The organism is Pirellulaceae bacterium (genome assembly GCA_029243025.1).
Lineage (GTDB): Bacteria > Planctomycetota > Planctomycetia > Pirellulales > Pirellulaceae.
The window spans coordinates 1-23,226 of sequence record JAQWSU010000038.1; the positions used below are offsets into that span (position 1 = coordinate 1).

The following is a 23,226-nucleotide window of genomic DNA, read 5'->3' on the forward strand; positions in this document are numbered from 1 at the left end:
GAATAACGATGATCGAATAACGATGATCGAATAACGATGATCGAATAACGATGATCGAATAACGATGATCGAATAACGATGATCGAATAACGATGATCGAATAACGATGATCGAATAACGATGATCGAATAACACAGTTACTTAGGAACGTATCGAACAAGGAGCCGACCGATGTGGGTACCCAAATGGGAGCGAGATCAGAAACGGGGTGTCGATTCGCCGATTCCTACCCAAGCGGTGTCGAATGAAGAGTTTGTTCCGCGTCCGCAAAATGAACAACAAAAGCACTGGGAGCAATTGATTGGGAGACTGTCGATCGAAAAATCCAAGCAACTTGGCATGGAACGTCGCGATTTCATGCGTTCCTCGATGGGGCTCGCCACGGCCTTTCTGGCATCGAACATGGTCTACGGTCCTTATTGGGATGTGGACGCCGCGGAAACTCTAGAACCTCAGGCGACCACTGAGAAGTTTCCTAAGGGTGAGTATTTTGTGTTCGACGTGCAAACGCACTTTACGGATGGCTATGCACTCGGATTCCGGAAAGCCGATTTTGTGAAAAATATGGGCTTCGATTTGACGGATGATAAGGAAGCATACAGTTTTACGAACTACGTGAAGGAGATATTTTTCGACAGCGAAACCAGTATGGCTGTCATTTCAGGAGTACCCGGCAGAGAAACGAACAAAAATCTGGCCGGCAAGGTCTTAGAGGGACGCGACCGGCGTGGTGGGATCCTGCCCAGTTGGTTGATGTCACAACGAAAGGCAGAGCTCAATCAACTAGCGGGTGGACAACGTACCCTTTGCCAAGGCAATTGCGCTCCCAACCACTATTGGGATCGTTCAAACAACGCGCCTGACTTTCCCGTGCTGTTCGAACAAATGGAACGAGAAGTGAAGGATTATGGGGTCGACAGTTGGAAGTGGTACTGCCACACCGATCCCGGTCGTTCCGGCGACGGATTTCGGATGGACGACGAAAAGATGGCTTATCCCTTTTACGAACGTTCTAAGCAACTGGGCTTGAAGACTTTTAGTGTTCACAAAGGATATGCGGCGCAGTCTCGATTACTTGGCCATTTCGCACATCCGGCAGACATCGAAAAAGCAGCCCAGGATCATCCTGATTTGACCTTTATCGTCTATCATTCGGCGATGAAGCACGGGCCTGGAGAGCCGCAGTTCGAAGATCCAAACTTCTTCGATCCGAGTACGGGGGACTTTGCCTGGCATGATGAACTTATGGAAATCAAACAACGCAATCCTCAGATGAATAACGTCTATTGCGAAATCGGTTCGGCGTTCGGGACGCTTGCGATTGCCCACCCAGTGATGTGCATGCACTTGATTGGAAAAAATGTCAAGAATTATGGTGCGGATCATGTGATTTGGGGGACTGATTGTCTCTGGTGGGGATCACCACAATGGGTGATTGACGCTTTCAAGAGATTTCAGATTTCAGATGAGTTGTGTGAACGTTTTGGCTATCAAAAGCTGAGCAAGGATGATAAAGCAAAAATCTTTGGTCTGAATGCAGCGAAGGTTTATCGTGTGGATGTTGATGCTCAACTCAAAGCATTTCCCGCTGACACCTTGACGCGTTTGAAGACCGCTTATCAGGATCGCGGAGGCCAGCCTGATAATGCTGTCTACGGTTGGGTTCGTGATCATGCCTAAAGCGGTCAGTCCAGTGTGCGCTGGGGGTGATCGAAAGGCCCAGCGAGTCGGGATGGCCGGACTGGCTGTCCTGGGATGTCTAATGTTTTCTGAATGGAGCATCCGGGGCGTCGTGGCGGATCCCTCCAACGAGTCGACTGATTTAGTGGCTTGGGGGCAAGATCACCTGGGCCAACCCATGCCCGAATTTATGAGTGGTGACGAATGTCTTTTCTGTCATCGTGACCTCGGTGCTCGATGGGGGCAGAATCCACATCAACTCACGCTGCGGGCGGTCGACAATTCTGCCGCGATGAAAATGCTTCGTGGAGTTGCGCCGAGTCGTGCGGCGGAGACGCGTTATCTACTGGGCAGGCAGCATCGCGTCCGATATTTAAAGCGGGGACAGAAATTTGGCACACTTGATCTCCTCTCAATTAACTGGGAGCCAACCGATCAAAAGGTTGGAGGAATTTCAGGCCGGTTGCCAGCGACCTGGATTTCCGACCGATTTGCAGCGTCTTGTGCCGGTTGTCACACTTCAGGAGTGAATGCGGAAACGGGAGCGTTCCACACGCTGTCACTCGATTGTTTTGTTTGTCACGGCGATGTCGAGTTGAGTCACAGCAAACGCGACACGAGCGTCATCTTCGGGAGTCACGCCGTCCCTGAAGCTCGCATCGTGATCGCGACTTGTGGCCAGTGCCATCTGCGAGGCGGCCAGTCGAAATCGACGCAGCGTCCTTATCCGAGTCATTATGTCGCCGGCGATAATCTGTTTCGTGACTTTTTAGTCGAACTGAGTGAACAGGCAATTGCTAATAATCAAACTGTGGATCGACACGTTTACGCCAACACTCGGGAAGTGATGCTAACGCAGAACAAGGCGGTTACCTGCGTGACCTGCCATGATCTCCATCAGGCCTCGACTGAAAAGCATCGGACGTTGCCGATGATGGCAATTTGCACTACCTGCCATACTCAGCAAGATGATCTCAGTGTGGTCCGTAAGTTGACGAAGAAGAGCAAGGTCTGCGGTTATTGATCCAGGGCTAATTGCGAATGATTGAGGAGTTTTAGATGAGTAACGACTTCGAACATTATCCGGTTGGTGAACCCAAAGATGAGACGGATGTAAGTCTTCGCGCTTACTTGGTCGCTTTGTCCAACTCGCATTTGGATCATTACCAAGCAAGTTGGTCGGATGACGAAGTGATTCAATGGGATGGCAACTTCCGAGCAGACGGGGCCTTGATGCTGGTCTGTTGCGAACGGGATGTCGAAATCGAAGAGTTTCGTCGAGTTCTCGAACAGTTCCTCGCTTACCGAATTGCAAATCGAAAAACGAATGAGTAGCTCGCATTGCCCAGCATCTATTTGAGTGAAGACGCGTGTTTCGGATCCTGTTGTGGCATTCTGGCATTCATGCTTGTTTGCCAAGTTTTTAGCTTTTGCCGCAATTCAGCTGTTTTGTTGGGATACTGTTTACTCAGATCATTGCGCTCGCCCAGATCTTTGGATAGGTCGTATAGCTCAACGTCCTCCCAGTGATAAAACTCGATGAGTTTCCAGTTTCCGTCTCGGATCGAGGCGCCGGGCGTCCAGGTTGATCCGTGGTAATGAGGATAATGCCAGTAAAACGTTCGTTGGTGCTCCTGTGAGTCACCTCGGAGTAAGGGAACGATACTGATACCATCGGCATGTAGTTCTGGTGCGCTGGGCAGATGAGCCAATGCCAGCATCGTTGGGAAAAAATCCATGCTCACAATGGGCACGTCGCATGTGCTGCCCGGCTGGGTCACCCCCGGTGCTCGAATGATGGTTGGTTCGCGTACGCCCCCCTCGTAAAGCCAGCCTTTACCCGATCGAAGCGGCAGATTGCTGGTGGGGCCAAGCTGATTGACGGTGCAAAATCCACCATTGTCTGAAAAGAAAATAACCACGGTGTTCTTACTCAACTTCAAATCGTTAAGTTTCTGCAGAATAGCACCCACACTGTCATCGACCGCAGCGATCATCGAGGCATAAGCTGCATTGTCTTGCCTTGTCCGAGATGTGCCTAAACGTTCTTTCACGCGTGGCGTTTTATCGTCGAATGATCTGGCGGCTTTCTCGGTGAAATGGCTTAATCGCTTTTTGTAGGGAGTGATCGGCGCGTGGACGTTGTAATAGGATAAATACAATAGGAAAGGCTGCGCCTTGTCGCGCTCTTTTAAAAATAAGATCGACTCCTCTGTCAGACGTTCGGTCAGGTACTCGTCGTCGCGATGGGCTTGGAGGTTCGGGTTTGTCCAAGGCGCATAGTAGCCTCCTGGTGGCCATCCAAGCTTGCAGCCCCCAACGTTGATGTCAAATCCTTGGTCCCGCGGCCAGTGCCCTTGATCCCCCAAGTGCCACTTGCCCGCAAAGAAAGTTTGGTAGCCGTGTTCCTTCAACGCCTCGGCAATCGTTGTCTCGCCTAATGCCAAGTTGTCGCGGTCATTGACCTGAAGAAACTTTGCATTCTTGAAACGTTGAGCCCGCATGCCGGGAATCCAATCGGTGATGTCAACACGGACGGGGTGCCGACCCGTCATGATGCTGGCACGCGTCGGCGAGCAAACGGGGCAGGCCGCATAACCATTTGTGAATTTCATGCCGGATGCGCCGAGACGATCAATGTTCGGCGTCTCATAGAATTCACTCCCAAAGCAGCCAATATCGGCCCAGCCTAGATCATCGACTAGGAAGAAGACGAAGTTCGTCTGTTCCGATTCCTTCTGCCCAGCCAACGTTGTCAATGGCGATGTGAATGTGAGGCCGATGACCAGTAGGAACAGAAAACGATCATGCAAATTCATGGAAGGCCTCGTGATCAACGGTTCTCGCAGGCAAAGCCGCATCCTAAGCTAGTGGCTTGGTTGTGTCAAAAAGATCGTGTGACTCGCTTGTCGTTCAAAGACCTGTTTGCCAAGGCCACGCGAATGGGGTTACCAAGCAGCCGGACGAATGCTGGGGAGTGGCGAATCACTTGGCTTCGCGATTTGCCCCATCGTGTTTCGTTGGTGCCCGTCTGTTGAGGCGGTAGGGCAGCCTGCATGCACTGAAAGCAGTTGCTGGTGGGTTGTAACGATTGAAGCAGTCCTACAGGCCCTCTCGTCAAAGCGTGACGGTTGTTCTGACTGACCTGATTTCAACGCGACTGTCGGTTGTTCGGGAGATAGCGTTGAGCGTTTTTTTTCAGCGCTTGTGGTGCACGTCGGTTCGATAATTCTGATTAATCGGGGAGCAAGAATTACATGCAACGCATCGATTGATGCGATGATTCGAGTTACCGATCTCATCCCCTGGTCCGATTCAAGGACGGAGTTTATGTTGCTTCCGCTGTTTAATATTCCATTTCGAAAGAGCTTCTCATTGCAACTCGCTTCGATTGGGCTCCGACTCTTTAGCGTTGCTGCTTTGATGGGAAGTCTGACCGGTTGTGGTCATCTAGGGAACTGGGTCCATAACGGCTTTAAAGTTGGGCCTGACTATTCGAAACCAGCGGTCAGCGTTGCCGATGACTGGATTGAATTCAACAACCCAAAGGTGATCAGCGATTCCTACGGTGTCGAAAATCAAGCTTGGTGGGGCGTCTTTCAGGATGAGCAAATCAACCAATTGGTCGATGAAACTTACGAGCAAAATCTGACTTTGCGTGCGGCCAGCATGCGTATATTGGAAGCAGAGGCAGAACGAGCGATCGCAGTTGGACTGATGTTTCCGCAATTTCAAGAAGGTTTTGGCGAATATTCCCGTGTGCAGATCAGTCGGAATGAAACTCTCAATGTGGGCTTTCCATTCCGGAATTTTAGTAATTGGAATACCGGTTTTCGGGCTGCCTGGGAACTTGATGTTTGGGGTAGATATCGTCGAGCCATCGAAGCGGCTGATTCTCAAGTTGATGCAACCGTCGAGAATTATGACGACATTCTGACTTCACTGCTCGCCGAAACGGCAGCCACTTATGTCGAGATTCGCGGCTTTCAGGAGCGTATTGTTTACGCCGAAGCGAATATCAAGACTCAGGAAAAAAACCTCCAACTCGCCGAGATTCGTTTTGATGCCAAGGATGTCAGCAAGCTAGATGTTACGGAAGCTCGTTCGAGTTTAGAGCTGACGCGATCGTTGGTGCCCACCTTTGAGTCCGGATTGCGACAGGCGAATAATCGCCTTTGTATTTTGCTTGGCCTCCCAACTCGTGATCTGATACCTCAGTTGGGGGACGAAAGTATTCCGTCGACTCCCAGTGACGTTGTCGTGGGGATTCCTGCTGATTTGATTCGTCGCCGGCCAGATTTGCGGCGTGCCGAACGAGAAGTGGCAGCTCAAAGTGCCTTGATCGGAATCGCGGTTTCGGATTTGTTTCCGGCGTTCACGATCAATGGGTCCATCAATTGGAGCGCTGCCGACTTTAGCGACATTTTTCGATCGTCGAGCAACGGCGGACTCATTGGGCCTTCCTTCAATTGGAATCTCTTGAACTATGGGCGACTGGTCAACAAGGTTCGTGTTCAAGATGCCCGGTTTCAACAGCTCGCAATTGATTATCAGCAGCAGGTATTGAAGGCCAATGGCGAGGTCGAAGATGCAATCATCTTTTTTCTGAAGTCACAGGAAGCTGTGGCTTCGCTGCAGGCAAGTGTTGATGCAACTGCTGAGTCGGTCAGGCTGGCTTCGATTCAGTATCGCGAAGGGGCAATTACCTTTGATCGGGTCAACAATATGCAACGAGATTTGACTCAGGTTCAAGATCAATTAGCGGTTGCGGAGACGAATGTGGCTTTGAGTTTGATTCAAACCTACCGAGCGCTAGGGGGAGGATGGCAGATCAGATTAGGTGCATCGCCCGACGTCAGTATTCCGGCACCGGCCGAACCACCGGCTGAACCGATTCCGCCGGCACCCGATCCCGTGTAGTCGATGTTTAAACGCCGATTGTGTCGAGAGTCGATCGTGCAATCTGCTTGTTGAAATGTTTATTGGAAGATCGTTCTCGCAGATTTCGAGGATCTGAGGATCCGAGGAGCCATTGGGATGAAGTGGAAAGCAAATTGGATCAGTTGGGCTGTACTGATCACCGTTTCGAGCAATCTGCTGGCTGGCGGAAATGCGGCGCAGAAGCGATTGAATCTGCATCGTTCTTGGCCTCGAGCGATTGGTAAAATGTGTTGTGACGATTACGATTGCAAGCCTTTGCCAACGTCACGGCCCTGGTGTTGTTTTCAGTGTGACGACTACTGCTCGAAACCGCTTCCATATGCCGTGGGTGTTTGTCGTTTTTGCTGTGATGACTATTGCGGGAAGCCCATGCCCAAGGTCTCGCCGCCGCCTTGTGATCTGAAGTGCATTCCCAATCGCTTGCCCTGTGGCACCTGCCAGCCACGGTTGCCGACGGCGACGAGCGTACCGCCTAGCACTCGTTATCCCGCCCCGAATCCATCGGTGTTTTCGCTGCAGGCCCCGAAGTCGGCGGCTCTGCCACCTGAGCCACTTCCAAAGCGTTAAGCCGGTGTTCCAGATCCTCATGGTGTCGGCTGCGAGGAATCTCACTGACCAGCCAAGCGACCAGCACCGCGATATAGAATTGGCCAAAGACCGATTGCATCCAACTGAGAGTTCGCACCAATACGGTACTGGGAACCAAATCTCCATATCCAAGTGAAGACATGGTTACGAAGCTGAAATAAATGATTTGTGAAAACGCAGAGACTTCTTGACGCGGACTTTCTAAGTCGAATTCGGCCCCCAGAATTGTCCAGTCGCCAGCTGGACTCAAGCTGAGTCCTAGATAGAGCATCGACCATGCCAAGCCATAGAGCAGATAAGAGCAGATTGCGCCGTAAATGGAATCAATGGTGGCGAGGTGTTTCTTGATGACCGCGGTTAGAATCATGGTGGCCATCGTCGCGAAAAAAATCGCGTGAAGGATGCACGATGCGAGAAACAACGAGTGATTTTGGATCGCCATGGTTAGCCAATTCATCGGCGCAGTTACGGCGACAGCCAGCAGTCCGAGTCCCAGCAAAAGCTTTCGACGTTGAGTTGCGATAGCCGCCAGGATGGTGACCGCCGTCAGTCCCAATCTCCAGAGCGTCCCAGCGTCCACGACGTTTTCTAGCAGAGGTACGCCGAGCAATAAAAAAATCAACGACAGGAGCAGAATCAAAAGATTATTGGAACTGAGCCGGCTTAGTCGTTTCGGCTTATCCATATGATTTCGATCTCAACGTAAGAGTTGTAGAAGTTTGTTGATCTGGCGGCAATCCATTCGCCGCTTTCTTAAACAATCCCTAATGGGTCTGCTGCAACGCAGCACCCCACCAAGCAACAGAATTCACCGGACATGTTACCGCGCAATTCAATGCTCGTCATGACGCGGGGCGGTTTCTTTCTGTGACTAAATAACTAGAATTAACGGGAAGTTGGCGCCTTGCGCAATAATGGAAATCCGCTTTCAGGACGTTTTCCCTGTCTGGCTGTCACTCGTTTCAAGATGAAAAGAAATTGAAGATGCCAAATCAATACACCGTCATGCTGATCTTGATGGCGATTCTTACAGTCGGTTGCGCGGCTAAAAATGACTATCAGGCGCCGCCCATTCCTGCCGTGACTGTCGCCAAGCCGATCCAACGGACCGTGACGGTCTATCTTGAAGAAACGGGTACGACGGAAGCAGTGGATGTGGTTGATGTAAGAGCGCGTGTTCGAGGCTTCCTGGAGAAAATTGAATTTGAGCCTGGAAACCAAGTCAAGAAAGGCCAGATCCTTTATCAAATTGAGCCAAAACAGTATGAGGCTGCTGTTGCCGCTGCCACAGCGGACTTGAGTGCTGCCAACGTAAACCTCAAGAAAGCACAAATCGAGTTTGAACGACAAGAAAGACTGATGAAGAGCGATGCGACTTCGGAGTCGGCTTTTGTGGCAACTCAAGCTGCTCGTGATGAAGCGTCTGCCAAAATCGCTGCCGCGCAGGCAACTTTGGACCAAGCGAATCTGAATCTGTCGTATACCCAAGTCGCGGCTCCAATTTCTGGGAGAGTTGGCAAAACACTAGTCAAAGAAGGTAATTTGGTCGATGGGGCCGAGGCGACTCACCTGACAACGATCATTCAATATGACCCGATTTTCGTGAATTTTAACATCAACGAATCGCAACTGCTGAAGTTGATGAAACCTGCAAAAGATCGGAACGCGGAGGGCCAAAAGTTTTCTCCTCCCTTGTATTTGCGCCGCGCGAACGATGAGGGTTTCCCTTTTGAAGGAAAAGGCGATTATGCTGATCTGGCCGTTGATCAAAGTACCGGTACCTTCCTGGTGCGAGGTATCTTTCCGAATCCCGATGAGCAAATCTTGCCAGGACTTTTCGTGCGAGTGAGACTTCCCGTTTCGAAACTCGAAAACGCATTGCTCGTTCCTGAAGTTTCCATCCTGACGGATCAAACAGGAAAGTACTTGTTTGTCGTTGATGACAAGGATGTCGTACAAAGACGCTCCATCAAAGTGGGCCCCAAAGAGGTTATTCGGTCTCAGCCATTCGTCGTGATTGAAGAGGGGCTGTCGCCGGACGATCGTGTGGTCGTGAATGGGATTCAGCGAGCTCGACCCGAGGCGACGGTGAAGGCAACGGACGAAGATTTGAATCAGCAACTCACGGACCCGGTCACGTCCGATGCTCCCGCGACAGAGAAACCAGAGTCGACTCCACAACCAGAGTCGACTCCGACCAAGACGTCTGCTGCTCCTGGAACGGGGTGATCTTGGTTCAACCGGTTGACGGCATGGAATCAGCTGTCTACGAGTTCGCGATTTCGGCGGTAATCGGATCGACGCTCGTGTTCAGATCGCGAGGCTTGCCATGAATGCGAGCGAAGATCGCAATGTGGGCGAATAACGAGAAGCCAAGAACGGTGAGTACGAGTCCGATTTTCGTGCTCAGCAGTTCAATCACTCCGACAGAGTTCAGTACCGTACCACCCACTTTCAACGCCAGCAAAACGAACCCAATGTGGAGCAGGTAGAAGCCCACGGAAAATAAATGGCTCAGGGAATCTGCCAGCTCATCGTTACCCTTGCAGCCTTTTGTGAAAAAGATTCGGCCATGTATTCGCAGTGTTCGAGCCACCCAAATCGTCATCGCAATTCCAATTGTGATGTAAATAAGGTGTGTGGTGGACATCAGGTGAAGTTTGTCAAACATGGTAATCCTCCTTTGTGACAAGCCATTGCGGTTAATGCGGGATGACTGATGCGTCGGAACGAAGTGTGGTTTCGTTTCGACGCGTTAACTTTTGTCGATGCCGTGCAATCCACGTGAAGACAAACAGGTTCAAGTAATGCATGCAGCTCAGGAGTAACAGGACGATTCCGATTTTTGTCGTCAGATATTCAAGTATCTCTCGCAGACCTGAGGGGTGGACACCGTACCTCAAGGTCAACATCACGAATGCGAAGTTGATGAGATAAAATCCCAACACGAGCAAGGCATTGACCGCATCGGCCATTTCGTTGTTGCCATGAAAGCATGCGATCAAAAACAGACGACCGCGGTTGTGTAAGGTGTGAGCCACTGAGACGGTGATGAGAACACTCACCAGAACGTAGGTCGCATAGACGATGGGAAGACTCATGATGACTCCTCCAAATAACTGACTCACCGTCTTTCTTACCGTGAATTAAATGCGATCTTAACAATGTGTTGTTTTTTTTGACACGCAATGGTGTTGACGCAAAACGGCCCCGTGTTACTCGTGGATCGAGGTCATCGGCGCAACCCCTAGACGTTTATTGAAGGCCCCGTCGTGCTTAAGTAGATGGCGGGTCGTCCTGAGGCGGCTGCTCTTCTTTGACTTTGCTGGCTGACATTTCGCTGAGATGCTGAAAGACAACAAAGAAGGATGGTACGAAGAGCAGTGAAAAGCAAGTGGCCGCAATCATGCCACCGACGACCGCATTACCGACGGCTTGGCGACTGGCCGCACCTGCCCCACGAGAGACCAGCAGGGGGAGGAAGCCAAGGATTGATGAAAAGGCTGTCATGAGGATCGCGCGAAATCGCAGCTTGGCGGCGGCCGCTGCTGACTCTCGAATACTGGCTCCGCCATGTCGTCGATCTCGAGCGAATTCGACGATGAGGATTGCATTTTTGCTGGCGAGCGCTACCAACAGCACGATCCCGATTTGTGTGTAGATGTTGTTGTCGGCTCCACGAACGAACAAGGCGATGACAACTCCGAGGGCAGCCAGCGGCACGACTGAGATTACTGCTGCCGGGCTCGTCCAGCTTTCGTATTGCGCGGCCAAGACAAGAAAGACGAACACGACCGCAAGACCAAAGATAAGGTATTGTTCACTGCCAACTTGTTTCTCTTGATACGACATCCCCGTCCACTCGTAACCCATGCCGGATGGTAGCTTGGCGCTGGCCATTTGCTCCATCAAATTCAACGCTTGTCCTGAGCTATAGCCGGGGGCCGGCTCACCATTAATTTGAGCACTTGGATAGAGGTTGTATCGCTGAATCACTTGTGGACCGAGTACTTCTTCAATGTTGACGAATGTACCGATCGGAATCATTTCCTGATTTCGATTGCGAACATCCAATCGGGCGATGTCCTCTGGCGAGACGCGGTAGGGGTGATCGGCTTGTACTCGTACCTGCCAAGTTCTTCCAAATCGGTTGAAATCGTTCACGTAGGCGGAACCCAGATAGGTTTGTAGTGTTGCGAATACTGAGCTGAGGGGAACATTCAATGTTTTGACCTTCGTTCGGTCGATATCGACGAATAACTGCGGTACGCTGGCGCTAAAGGTTGTATTGAGGGCGGTGAGTCCCGACTGCGCGTTGCCGTCTGCAACAATTTCCCGTGCCACCGCTTGCAGTTCCTGCAAGCTGGTACCGCCACGGTCTTGAATCTGCATTTGAAAACCACCGGCATTTCCGAGTCCGTCGATGGCGGGGGGGATGAATGCAAATAACATGGCATCTTGAATTTGGAAAAACTGTTTGCGAATGTGCGTCAGAATTCCACGCTGGCTCAATTGGGGTGTCGTCCGATCCTCCCAGGGTTCGAACACAACCACAACCAAACCCTGATTTGATCCGCTGGTGCCACTTAATAGTGAATACCCTGCAATGGATACCCAGTCAGCAACGCCGGGTGTCGACTCCATGATCTTGTCGATTTGTTTCATGACCTTCGTCGTGCGTTCGAGCGATGCTGCATCGGGCAACTGGACATTCACAAAGGCGTAGCCTTGGTCTTCCGTGGGGAGGAAGCCGGTCGGCAGCGAAATGAATCCAGCAACGGTAGCCGCGATAAGGCCAAGAAAGACAATCATTACGAAGACAACACGCCGAATCATCCCGCCGATGACGAAGGAGTAGGCGCTGGTCGACTTGTCGAATACGTGATTGAATCCGCGGAAAAAAAAGTTGCGTGCTTCCGGTGTCTTTCTCATTAGGAGGCCGCAGAGGGCGGGGCTGAGCGTCAACGCGTTGACGGTACTGATCAGCACGGCTGCTGAAATAGTCAGGGAAAATTGCCGGTACATCTGTCCTGTGATGCCACCCATGAAGGCCGTGGGTACAAAGACGGCTAGCAGCACCAACGTGGTCGCAATCACGGGGCCTGTGATTTCTTCCATCGCCTTCTCGGCAGCCGCACGCGGACCCAGACCAGCATCCAAATGAGTTGCCGTGTTTTCGACAACGACAATCGCGTCATCAACGACAATGCCGATCGCTAAAATAATCCCAAACAGCGTAAGCATGTTGATCGAAAAGCCGATCAGCCCCATGAATGCGAACGTCCCAATCAATGAGACAGGGATCGCGGCACAAGGCACAATTGTGGTCCGCCAATCTTGCAGAAAGATGAAAATCACAGCAATGACGAGTACAATCGCGATAAACAGTGTGTTGTATACCTCGCGGATGGAAGCTTTGACGAATCGCGTTGTGTCGTAAGGGATTTCTGCCCGCAAGCCCTTCGGGAAGTTGACCTTGAGGTCGTCCAGCTTGGCCTCGATTGCGTTGGCTAAGTCCAGAGCATTGGCACCCGGTAATTGATACACCGCAATCGCCGTTGACGCTTGCCCGTTGAAAGTGGAAGCACGGTTGTAATTCTTGCCGCCTAGTTCAACTCGTGCCACATCACTCAGTCGCGTAATACGACCACCGTCGACCGTCTTGATGATCAGATCTTCGAATTGCTTGACATCCTCGAGACGGCCCAGTGTGTTGACCACCAGTTGAAACGAGGTTCCGGCAGGTGAAGGTGGTTCTCCGATACGTCCGGCCGCAACTTGTACGTTTTGCTCTTGGATCGTTGCTAACACGTCTTCCGTGGTCAGGTTACGGGCTTCCAGTTTTTCAGGATTCAGCCAAACTCGCATGGCGTAGTCTTCAGCGCCCATCACGGTCACTTGACCGACACCGCTGATTCGACTCAGCTCGTCTTTGATGTTAATTGTCGCATAGTTGCTCAAGAATAAATCGTTGTAACGATTATCCTCTGACGTGAGCGTGATGAATTGTGTGATTTGTGTCGATTGTTTTCGAGTGGTTACGCCCTGGCGTCTTACATCCTCAGGTAGTTTGGGGTTTGCGATGGCTACGCGGTTCTGCACCAGAACTGTCGCCATGTCCATGTCGGTGCCGATCTGGAAGGTCACGTTTAATGTGTAGGAGCCGTCATCCGCACTGCTCGACGACATGTAGAGCATGTTCTCAACACCATTAACTTCTTGTTCAATCGGAGCCGCGATGGTTTCAGCAACAACCTGTGCATTTGCTCCCGGATAGAACGTCGTGACTTGGACGGTCGGAGGCGAGATCTCGGGGAACTTAGCGATCGGGAGGTTTGATTGCGATACCGCTCCACCAATTACGATCACAATCGAAATGACTGAGGCGAAGATGGGTCTATAAATGAAGAAACGTGAAATCATTCGTAGCTCTTTCGTTTCGCGTGCCCGGGTTACTCGGCTGCGTTTGTCGAGCCGACTGTCTCATCAGCAATCACGAAAAACGCTGTCGGGAAACTACGGGGCCAGATGCGGTCCGCTCTTGATTGCGAATCGAAGTCGTGATCAGACCTTTTCAGACGAGCTCTCTAACACAAGTCGTTTCCTGGCGAGCATTTTACTCTTCTACCATGAAAGTGGTAGTGGGTCGCTGAAACGCAAAGCGCACGACAAAAGGTCGTGATCATCGTTTTCACGAGATAGCGATCATGACGCGCTGCTGCTTGGGACTTCGTGATCATGCTTGCCATTGGAAAGATCACGCCAACTTATTGAGCCAACCGAACTGTCGTCAGCCGTTGTGATGCCACCCCCTTTAACAGTCTGGTTAGTATTTCTCGGGGACGAAATTTCGGCATTCCAGCGCGGCGACGTCATCGTATTGGTCTGACTGATCTCGGTCAGGTAATTTAACCTTTTCTCGTTTGATATTCTCGTACGGAACCATACTCAGTAAGTGGGAAATGCAGTTGAGTCGGCCACGCTTCTTGTTGTCCGTTCGAACGATATGCCAAGGTGCGTGTGCGGAATCGGTCGCGTCTAGCATGGCATCCCGGGCACGTGAATAATCGAACCATCGACAGCGTGCCTCCGTGTCCATCGGGCTCAATTTCCACTGTCGCATCGGATCGTTGATCCTAGCTTCGAATCGTTTTTGTTGTTCTTTGTTGCTGACGGTCAGCCAATACTTAATTACCTGAATTCCATCTTCCACCAACGCCTGCTCAAATTCGGTGCAATTGCCAATAAATTGAAAGTATTCCTTGTCACTGCAGAAGCCCATCACACGCTCAACCCCCAGGCGGTTATACCAGCTTCGATCGAACAGAACGATTTCGCCGGCAGCCGGAAGATGCTGGATATAACGTTGCACGTAGAGTTGTGTTTTCTCTCGATCACTCGGGGCGGGGAGTGCAACGATGCGAAAGACACGAGAGCTGACACGTTCGGTGATTCGCCGGATCATGCCACCCTTACCGGCTGCGTCTCGACCTTCGAAGACAATCACCATGCGGTGTCCTGTCGCCTTAATCCAATCCTGCATGATGGCAAGCTCTGTTTGGAGACGCTCGAGCTCTTTCTTGTAAGTCTTTGCGTCCAGTTTTTCTGAGTTGTGATGCTTGTTTTTCTTCTTTGAGTTGTCTGCGGACATCGTTCGCCTTTGGGACGTTTGAGGTGCAATTAATTCATTTGCTTACTGGGGAGTGGTCTTGGGATGCTGCAGCTGAAGAGTTTGAAGCGGAATCCTGACGGAAACGATTAAACCATCCCAGCACGTAAGCGGTTTTTGCGATCAACCGACTGGGGCGACCGGCGATCGAGTGGGACGCATCGGGGATTCGGACCAATGCGGTTTCCACTTGCCGCAGTTTCAATGCCTGATAGTACTGTTCCGTCTCGGACATAGGAGTGCGAAAGTCGGACTCTCCCGTGATCAACATCGTGGGAGTTTCGACTTGGCCAACGTAGGAGATCGGGCTGCGGCGAAGATACTGCTCAGGGTGTTCCCAGGGAGGCCCAGGGAACCAGTATTTGTAGAAGAAATTGTAGGCGTCCGAGGTGAGTGCAAAGCTGAACCAATTGATGACTGGTTTTGCGACCACAGCTGCTCGAAAACGCTGTGTGTGTCCTACGATCCATGCGGTCAGTACTCCCCCGCCACTGCCTCCTGTCACAAACAAGTTGTCCGTGTCGATGGAGCCCTGGGAGATTACGTAATCGACACCCGACATCAGGTCGTCATAGTCTTGTCCTGGATAATTGTGGTGGATCAGGTTGGCAAAATCTTGGCCGTAGCTCGTACTGCCGCGTGGATTGACGTAAAGTACGACGAATCCTGCTTCGGCATAAAGTTGCATTTCAGCTGAAAAGCGGTCGCCGTAATTCGCAAATGGCCCACCATGGATTTCCAAGATGAGCGGATACTTTTTGGCTGGGTCAAAGTCGGGCGGTGTCACGACCCACGCTTGAATCGATTGTTGATCGAACGATGATGGAAAACGGATCTCTCGTACGTTTCCCAATTTTTTGTGCCCGAAGAGGGCTTGGTTCAGATGCGTCAAGCGGCGAGCTGGCTGACCGATCGATACGGCTGCCACGTCCGCAGGGCGGCTGGGTCGGGTTTGGGTAAAGGCAATTCGTCCGTGCTTGCTGACAGAGAAGGAGCCACTTGCATAAGGTCGACCGAGAATCGTACCCCCGATATCTTTGGCAATTGTTTTCTGTTGTCCGGCGAGCGTGATGTAACCAAGCTTCGTGTTGCCCTCATCATCGTAAAGGAAATAGATTCCCCGACCGTCGTTGGCGAAGGTAGGCGATCGCACGCTACGATCAAATGCTTTGGTGATTCGACGCGAATGACGTGTGTCCAAATCCATCAAATAAAGATCGGATTTTTGAAATCCCAGCTCCCGGTCGTCATAGCCTAGGTAGGCGATTGTGCGACCATCTGGCGAAATAGATGGCTCTTTGTCAGGGCCATTGCGATCGGTCAATTGTCGCATCTTGGCGTCCGCGACCGAAACTTCGTAAAGTTCACTCTCCATTGGATCCAACTGCCAATCGGTTTGGCGATTGGCTGCGAAGATGATGCTTTGGCTGTCAGGTGACCAAGCGATTGTGCCGTTGTGATGGTAGGGCCCGAAGGTGATTTGTCGCAAGGCGCCACCTTCTGTCGAGACCAGAAACAGCTGGTCGTATTCGTTTTCAAGGTAGCCGAATCCGTCGGAGCGATAAGTCAGTTTCTCGATCACCTTGGGGCTTGCAGCCCAATTCGCGCCCGCTGGTGGTTCTGGCAATTTAACCCAGGACTCCGTCTGGTATGCAACCGGTATCACGAGGGCAATCCATTTTCCGTCAGGCGAAACGCTGATGCTGCCCGGTTTGCGCGTCAGTTGAGTTAATCGAGTTGTTTGTCCGGTGTCCATGTAACGCAAGTAAAGTTGCGGCGATCCGTCCTCATTCGAAACGTAAACCAATCGGTTGCCATCGCTGATCCAACGAGGGCGACTTTGTGAAGCATCGCCTCGCGTCACGGGGCGGTGGTTCTTGCCGTCGAAGCCAACAGACCACAGGCTTGACCGGCTTGAATCAGTCATGACATCCATGAAATTTCGTGTGTAGACGATTGTCGATCCATCAGGCGAAACCTGTGGATCCGTTGCCCATGTCAGTTTGAAGACGTCCATGGGTTGGAAGCGTTGCTGAGCTTCACGTTGTGTTTCGGCTGTTGGCTCCGCCTGTGTGCTTGTGACGATCGCCTGGATCATCAAAAAGACAACGAAGACTTTTTGCCCTCGGCAAAAGAGAGGTAGTAGGCGTGGATGCATGCGGATGCTCCCAAGCAGGGTGAGCGGGACGAGCTGATCGTCGTCGGATTCGATTGCTGACCGACGATTCGATCACGTCAGCTTACATTTCTCAAATGGTGTGGTGCAAGCCGTGGTTGATAGCAGGTTGCATTCCCGCGCCGGGGAAACTGCTGGGAGAAGCAGGGTTGGAGGGGGCACTCTCGTGTTTTGTCAGGATGATCTTGGCCAGCAATTTGCGTTTTCCAATTGTTGCAGTGCAGGGAGATGAAGGTCGATTGACCGATAATCTCATGCGATCGACTCAGACAGCAATGGATGACGCTTCGAGCCCGCCAGTGAATCAATCGCAGAGCGAATGGCCGGACAAGCTGCAATTTCTTTGGCTATTGAAGGATGTCTGACGCACTTGGCACGCCAGAAATCGGGTTTCATGTCGCCTGCAAAACTCGCACACCTACGCAGCGACAGGTGCGATGTTTGTCGAAAGGGATCGGTGTCCAGTTCTAAGTTTTGGGACGGAATTTTTGCTTCCACGCGGGAGACATTTCTCGCATGTCGGTGTTCTCACCGTATCGCTCCTGCAGTTCCACAAGTTGTTGCTTTAGTTGCTTGATCACCTCGGCATACTCGGGCGACTCGTACTGATTGCTAAGTTCGTCAGGATCTTTTTCAAGATCGTAGAATTCCCATTCTCCGAATTGATAGAAGTTGATCAATTTATAACGGTTGGTGCGAATCCCGTTGTGCTTCGCCACCATATGCACACTTGGGTATTCGTGATAGTGGTAATAGATGCTGTCTCGCCAATCGTCTGGTGTCGCTCCTTTCAGAATTGGAACGATCGATTGGCCTTGCATGTCATCAGGGATTTCGGCATCCGCCAGCTCTAAAAACGTTTCTGCATAATCGAGATTTTGGACAAGATCGGTGTTGATCGATCCGGGTTTCGTTTGTCCGGGCCATTTGACAATTAACGGCATCAGTAGCGATTCTTCGTACATCCATCGTTTGTCGTACCAGCCATGGTCCCCCAGATAGAAGCCCTGGTCGGACGAATAGATGACAAGGGTGTTTTCATCCAGTCCATTTTCCTTGAGGTAGGCCATCAGTCGGCCAACGCTCTCGTCAACTCCTTTGATGCAACGCAAGTAATTCTTGATGTAACGCTGGTACTTCCATCGGACTAATTCGTCACCCTTAAGATTTGCATCGCGAAATTTTTGATTCTTAGGGCCATAGGCTGCGTCCCAGGTCGCCCGTTGCTGTTGAGTCATGCGTTGTAGATTTCGGAAACCCGAGCGATCCACCGATTTTCCCGCAGCCGGATCAAAGTTGTTGTCAGGCTCCAAGAATAAGTCGAATACCAGGTTGAGGTGGCCGTCAATTTCCATCTCCTGATGACGGGATGGACTTGCATTGTCCTTCCAGTCATCGAAGAGTGTAGACGGTTCTGGGATTTGTAGGTTGTCGTAGAGCGACAGATGTCGTAAGGCAGGCATCCAAGTTCGGTGAGGTGCTTTGTGCTGACACATCAGCATGAATGGCTTGTCGGGGTCGCGTTGGTTTTTTAACCAGTCGATCGCATCTTCCGTGACCAAGTCCGTGCAATAACCCTCGACTTGTTCCCGTCCCTGTTGAGTTAGAAAAACCGGGTTGTAGTAATCGCCTTGTCCTGGCAGCACTCGCCAATAGTCGAAACCCTGTGGATCCGACTTGAGATGCCATTTGCCAATCATGGCCGTTTGATAGCCGACTTGCCGAAGCAGCTTGGGAAATGTCTGTTGGTTCCCGTCGAACCGATTTCCGTTGTGCATGAAACCATTAATGTGACTGTGTTTACCGGTTTGAATCACCGCTCGGCTCGGTCCACAGATTGAATTCGTGCAAAAACTGTTGCGAAACAGCATGCCTTCACGGGCCAATTGGTCGATGTTCGGAGTGGGATTCACTTGCTGGAGCCAACCGCCGTAGGCGCCAATCGCGTGCGGAGCGTGGTCATCCGTGAAAATGAACAGAATGTTGGGGCGATCGGCCGACACGGCAGTCGGTAAACCCACCGAGAGTGGGACGATTATCAATGCAAGTAGCGAATAAGCCGTGGAGCGAAGATTCACGTCGCGAGTCCTTCGATGAATTGGAAATCAAGGGTTATGGGCCAGACTTCGGCTATCTCGTCCAATTGTAGTCGCTCACCTGCCCGCGTGCACCTCTTCACCTCTCTTTCGGGACCAATCGTACTTGAACGTCCGAATCACTCCACCCAAGGGCGGCGGGTTTGCCGTGAAGAAAACAACTTAATATTTTCCGTTTGATTTGTCCGCTTGTGGGCCATCGTCAGCTTAGCAATCCGTCAATTCGAGGCCCAGCGGCTTTGCCCACGCACGCAGCTCTTCTCGGGTCATCTTGCTGGCAGCCAACACCAGCCGATTGTCAGCGGCTGCACCGAAAACCATTGCGTGATTAGGCCCATGCCATCGAAAGAGGGGCGCGGTTACTGAGTCGAAAGAGGGGCCGTTGTTGAAACATTGACGACCCTCGGCTGTCCATTCACCTGTGATCTCCAGCTTCCAACCGGAAAGGGCATTGAGCACACCCAGATTCGTTTGATAGTCTTGGTAGGGCAGGTGACAGTTGAACAGTACATCGTGCAGGACTTGAGCCAGTTTGCCAGCGATTTTGCTCGCCGATCGCACGGCCTCTGCCAAGTGACGAAAACCGAAAATCTGAATCGCAATCGGATTGAATCCACCCGGCTCTGCGATGGTCAATGAAAGGTCGCAGGTGTCATCCCATTCAATGGACAATCGTCCTTCCTTATTCATGAAGACATCAACGTGGTCATTCAGCTCAAGCGCCAAAAATATATCTTCAAACAGTTTTTTGCGTGTCGTTAAGTCTTTGCGAGCTGGTGCCGATTTGAGCAGCAAGATTCCCACAAAGGGTTGATTCTCGTTGTTATGTGGCCGAATTCCAGCCTGAATGCTCAATTCGGATGTCACCGATTCTGGTTTTGACTCATTGAAATACCACTCAAATTGCATGAACTCGATTTGCGGAAATCGAGTTTGGATTTCCACATAGTTGAGTGGCTCCTCGCTCCGCTTGGGAAGCATGGCGTGAGTAAGGGCTACTTCGGTGGCATCGAGACCGAAAACAGGCAGTAGCTGAGGGAGACCAAAAACAAAAATCTCGGCCTCGCCCCGTAAATCAGAATACGACTCGAAGAATTCACACGGGATGGTTGCCGCCTGAGGACTTATTTGAGCGATGATAGAGCCGATAAGTTTTTCGCTTCTTAGTAATGCCAGTTCACGCATTGAAAAGTTCCGATGAATGATGTTTCGTCTTTTCGAGATCGATTCGCATCAGGAAGGAGTGTGTTGGACAAGCTGCCGTGTCTGTCTGCCCCCGTAGCCAGAGATGGGCGTGGTCATTTAAATCCCTTGGTCTTGCTAGCTGAATGTGTTGGCTGTCGCCTCTCAATTCAATCGGAGGGCAAAAGCAGTCTTGGCTTTGATCCTAACTCTATGGCAGAATGGGCCGCCAACGTGGATTGATAAAGAATAGCGTCGAATGATGCTGGCGAAAATGATGGGAAAGGAGCCCGAGCGATGAGATCGAAAATAGGCGTATGTTTAGCAGCGGTGGTCGCCCAAGTAATCTGTACAGGCAATTTAATGGGGCGGGCTCCCGAGCTAGATCCGTTGCAAGGGAAATGGCAAGTTGTTGAATTAGTGATTGATGGAAGTGTCATTCCACCGGAGCAGATTCGATATAAGCTTCCGTCAGGTGGGGAAATTGACATCATTGATAACGCTTTTATTTTTAAATCGCCCTCGGATGGCCAGCAACACGCGAGGACATTCCAGCTGGATGCAACGCGTTTTCCGAAGCAGATTTATTTGACGTCTGACGCAGGGCCAGTCCAGGGGATTTACGAAGTCCGAGGCGGACAATTGTTGGTTTGCACCAGTGATCCATTACGTCCGGGTGTACCCACAGAATTTGCAGCGACCAAAGGAACGGGGCGGATGTTGATGGTGATGGGACGTCCTGAGGAGGTTGCGAAAGTGGCAGGCGGCCCGACTACTGCAGTAGCAGCCACGCCCGTGGCGTCGGCAAAGCCGAGCATCACTTTACCGGCTCCCCCGGCATCCGGCGTTATCCAGCCACCGGCTGCCGTGCCGAATTCGTCCGTATCAACATCGATCGTCAATGCGGTTCCGCCTCCGCTACGAGTGATCACCGATTCGGAGTTGGCACAGAAGCTGGTCGGCATGTGGAAACATGTTGATGGAGAGGGTGTGTTGTACGTGACGCTGAATGCGAACGGATCATTTACGACGCAGCGTGAGTTCCAAGATACCCAGACGTTTAATCGAGTGTTCACGAATACGTTTGTTTCAGTGGGCAACTGGCGTGTTGCGAAGGGCGCGTTGGTGCTGCAGATCAAATCGTCTTGGCGACCGGAACGCGTGAATCAAATGATTACGGTACAAGTCCGTTCGATTAACGCGCGAGAAGTCGTCTACGTTGACCAACTTGGACGTTCAAGTCGCGATGTTCGCGTCCAATGAGCCGGTGAGGTTTATCATTCGTGTCGCAACGCTTCGATTGGATCCATCTGAGCGGCACGAATTGCTGGATAGATGCCAAAGATGACACCGATGATGACGGCAATTCCAAACGCCAAAGGGATGGACATCGGTACGATGATCGGTTCCATGTCGCGGACGACAGAGGGCAAGCTGGCGATCAGCTTGGGGAAGTACTTCGTCGCGCCTTCACGAAGCAGGAACACTCCAGGTTTGACTGAGTAGCCAAGCACGATCCCCATGATTCCACCAAGCGCTGAGAGCACAATGGTTTCGACGAGAAATTGTCGGATGATGTCGGCTCGTTTGGCTCCTAGGGCACGTCGCACGCCAATCTCACGTGTTCTTTCGGTGACGGTGGCGAGCATGATATTCATAATGCCAATACCGCCCACGATAAGTGAGACCCCTGCGATAACACCCATGAAGACAATGAACATGATTCGCGTGTTCCTTGCTTGGTCGAGCAGTTCTTTCGGGACGATGATCAAGGTGTCACCGGCCCGTTCATGAGTACCTGCCAGGGTTTGTTTCACCAGTTCTGCAGTTCGCATTACATTGTCAACGTCGTCTACGCGCAATGTGATCTGGTTCAGCTCGATCTTTTCCCCTTCTCGAGAACCACTGCGACTCACCACGATGGTGTCGCCAATCCGTTTGCGCATGGTGCTGATCGGGATGTAGACATCGCTGGAGAAGTCCTGTGCTTCCAGCGACCCGCCGATTGCGGCGGTTGCGTTTCGGTGTTTTAGAATCCCAACGATCCGATAGTAGTCGTCGTGTTCTTGAACGTAGATCGTCCGATCGAGCGGGTCTTCATAGGGAAACAGTTGATTGGCAACATTGGCGGCTAAAACGCAGTGGTTCTTACCTGACGTCAGGTCGGCATCGCTGATGAAATGGCCGCGGTCCACCTCCAAACGGGTCACATCGGCGTATTCCGGGGTACAGCCCACGAGTCGGCCATCAATTTTTCGATCTCGGAAACGAATTTCCCGCCGCATTTCACGGATGGGAATGGCTCCTCGAATCGTGGGGATCGTTTCCACCAGCAGGTCAAAATCGCTTCGCAATAGACCGTAGGGCAGAATGAAACTGTTGCCTTCTGTTTGCGGATTGACCGGCTTGCGAGATCGCACAATGATGTTGTCCGCACCGAGCCCTTGGATCTGTTTTTGGGCTTGGACACTGATTCCTTCGCCAATCGCTAACAGGCAAATGACTGCCCAAACGCCGATGCAAATACCGACCATTGTTAATAATGATCGCATCGGATGGAGCAGGAGGCTCTTCACGCCGAGTTGGAATGTGCGAAGCCAGAGTCTCATGGGAAAGTGGCTGTTTTCTTCGAGGGCTTAGCCGGGCTGGAATGGAATCCAGATGGGCTGTCGTGGTTGCGGTTACGAACTCACTTTAGTTGTGGCGGAATCTTGGGATTGCTCGATGGCAGTGGACTTCGTTTCGGGCGAGCCGATCTTGGATTTGTCGGCACTGTTGCCCTGAGCACTGTTGCCCTGAGCACTGTTGCCCTGAGCACTGTTGCCCTGAGCACTGTTGCCCTGAGCACTGTTGCCCTGAGCACTGTTGCCCTGAGCACTGTTGCCCTGAGCACT

General features: G+C 51.6%; 17 protein-coding genes. 6 read left to right on the forward strand and 11 right to left on the reverse strand.

Annotated features, from left to right (window positions below):
• Positions 1-171: 171 nt before the first annotated feature.
• The 3 genes from P8N76_17575 (at position 172) to P8N76_17585 (ending at position 3,015) form a co-directional block, all read left to right on the forward strand.
• Complete coding sequence (locus tag P8N76_17575) at positions 172-1,680, forward strand: amidohydrolase family protein (GenBank protein ID MDG2383486.1); 1,509 nt, start codon at positions 172-174, stop codon at positions 1,678-1,680.
• Positions 1,681-1,762: 82 nt separating this feature from the next.
• Positions 1,763-2,704 (forward strand): hypothetical protein, encoded by a 942-nt coding sequence (locus P8N76_17580; GenBank protein MDG2383487.1) that lies wholly within the window; start codon positions 1,763-1,765, stop codon positions 2,702-2,704.
• 35 nt (positions 2,705-2,739) lie between these two features.
• Positions 2,740-3,015, forward strand: a complete 276-nt coding sequence (locus tag P8N76_17585) for a hypothetical protein (protein ID MDG2383488.1) — start codon at positions 2,740-2,742, stop codon at positions 3,013-3,015.
• Between the two features lie 17 nt (positions 3,016-3,032).
• Here the strand turns inward: P8N76_17585 and P8N76_17590 are convergent, their stop codons facing one another.
• Positions 3,033-4,499 (reverse strand): sulfatase, encoded by a 1,467-nt coding sequence (locus P8N76_17590; protein ID MDG2383489.1) that lies wholly within the window; start codon positions 4,497-4,499, stop codon positions 3,033-3,035.
• Positions 4,500-4,959: 460 nt separating this feature from the next.
• Here P8N76_17590 and P8N76_17595 point away from each other — a divergent pair, with 460 nt between their 5' ends.
• Positions 4,960-6,600, forward strand: coding sequence for a TolC family protein (locus P8N76_17595; GenBank protein ID MDG2383490.1), 1,641 nt, complete (start codon positions 4,960-4,962; stop codon positions 6,598-6,600).
• Between the two features lie 493 nt (positions 6,601-7,093).
• Here P8N76_17595 and P8N76_17600 read toward each other — a convergent pair whose 3' ends face one another.
• Positions 7,094-7,894 (reverse strand): potassium channel family protein, encoded by an 801-nt coding sequence (locus P8N76_17600; GenBank protein ID MDG2383491.1) that lies wholly within the window; start codon positions 7,892-7,894, stop codon positions 7,094-7,096.
• 299 nt (positions 7,895-8,193) lie between these two features.
• Between P8N76_17600 and P8N76_17605 the strand changes: the two genes are divergently transcribed.
• Complete coding sequence (locus tag P8N76_17605; GenBank protein MDG2383492.1) at positions 8,194-9,438, forward strand: efflux RND transporter periplasmic adaptor subunit; 1,245 nt, start codon at positions 8,194-8,196, stop codon at positions 9,436-9,438.
• A gap of 37 nt (positions 9,439-9,475) precedes the next feature.
• Here the strand turns inward: P8N76_17605 and P8N76_17610 are convergent, their stop codons facing one another.
• The 7 genes from P8N76_17610 to P8N76_17640 all read right to left on the reverse strand — a co-directional run bounded on the left by P8N76_17610 (position 9,476) and on the right by P8N76_17640 (position 20,335).
• Positions 9,476-9,880, reverse strand: coding sequence for a hypothetical protein (locus tag P8N76_17610; protein ID MDG2383493.1), 405 nt, complete (start codon positions 9,878-9,880; stop codon positions 9,476-9,478).
• Between the two features lie 31 nt (positions 9,881-9,911).
• Complete coding sequence (locus P8N76_17615; protein MDG2383494.1) at positions 9,912-10,310, reverse strand: hypothetical protein; 399 nt, start codon at positions 10,308-10,310, stop codon at positions 9,912-9,914.
• A gap of 175 nt (positions 10,311-10,485) precedes the next feature.
• A complete protein-coding gene (locus P8N76_17620; protein MDG2383495.1) occupies positions 10,486-13,632 on the reverse strand; it encodes a multidrug efflux RND transporter permease subunit in 3,147 nt (1,048 codons plus the stop codon).
• 403 nt (positions 13,633-14,035) lie between these two features.
• Complete coding sequence (gene ppk2, locus P8N76_17625; protein ID MDG2383496.1) at positions 14,036-14,860, reverse strand: polyphosphate kinase 2; 825 nt, start codon at positions 14,858-14,860, stop codon at positions 14,036-14,038.
• A 34-nt stretch (positions 14,861-14,894) separates the two neighbouring features.
• Positions 14,895-17,036, reverse strand: coding sequence for a S9 family peptidase (locus P8N76_17630; GenBank protein MDG2383497.1), 2,142 nt, complete (start codon positions 17,034-17,036; stop codon positions 14,895-14,897).
• A gap of 485 nt (positions 17,037-17,521) precedes the next feature.
• A complete protein-coding gene (locus P8N76_17635) occupies positions 17,522-19,132 on the reverse strand; it encodes a sulfatase (GenBank protein MDG2383498.1) in 1,611 nt (536 codons plus the stop codon).
• A gap of 225 nt (positions 19,133-19,357) precedes the next feature.
• Positions 19,358-20,335 carry a hypothetical protein gene (locus P8N76_17640; GenBank protein MDG2383499.1) on the reverse strand — a complete coding sequence of 326 codons (978 nt, stop codon included), beginning with the start codon at positions 20,333-20,335 and terminating at the stop codon, positions 19,358-19,360.
• A 294-nt stretch (positions 20,336-20,629) separates the two neighbouring features.
• Here P8N76_17640 and P8N76_17645 point away from each other — a divergent pair, with 294 nt between their 5' ends.
• Entirely contained in the window at positions 20,630-21,595 is a 966-nt protein-coding gene (locus P8N76_17645) for a TIGR03067 domain-containing protein (GenBank protein MDG2383500.1), read from the forward strand.
• Positions 21,596-21,609: 14 nt separating this feature from the next.
• Here the strand turns inward: P8N76_17645 and P8N76_17650 are convergent, their stop codons facing one another.
• Both P8N76_17650 and P8N76_17655 read right to left on the reverse strand, forming a co-directional pair.
• Positions 21,610-22,941, reverse strand: a complete 1,332-nt coding sequence (locus P8N76_17650; protein MDG2383501.1) for an ABC transporter permease — start codon at positions 22,939-22,941, stop codon at positions 21,610-21,612.
• Between the two features lie 72 nt (positions 22,942-23,013).
• Positions 23,014-23,226: hypothetical protein (locus P8N76_17655; GenBank protein MDG2383502.1), on the reverse strand; the 213-nt coding region annotated here is incomplete at its 5' end.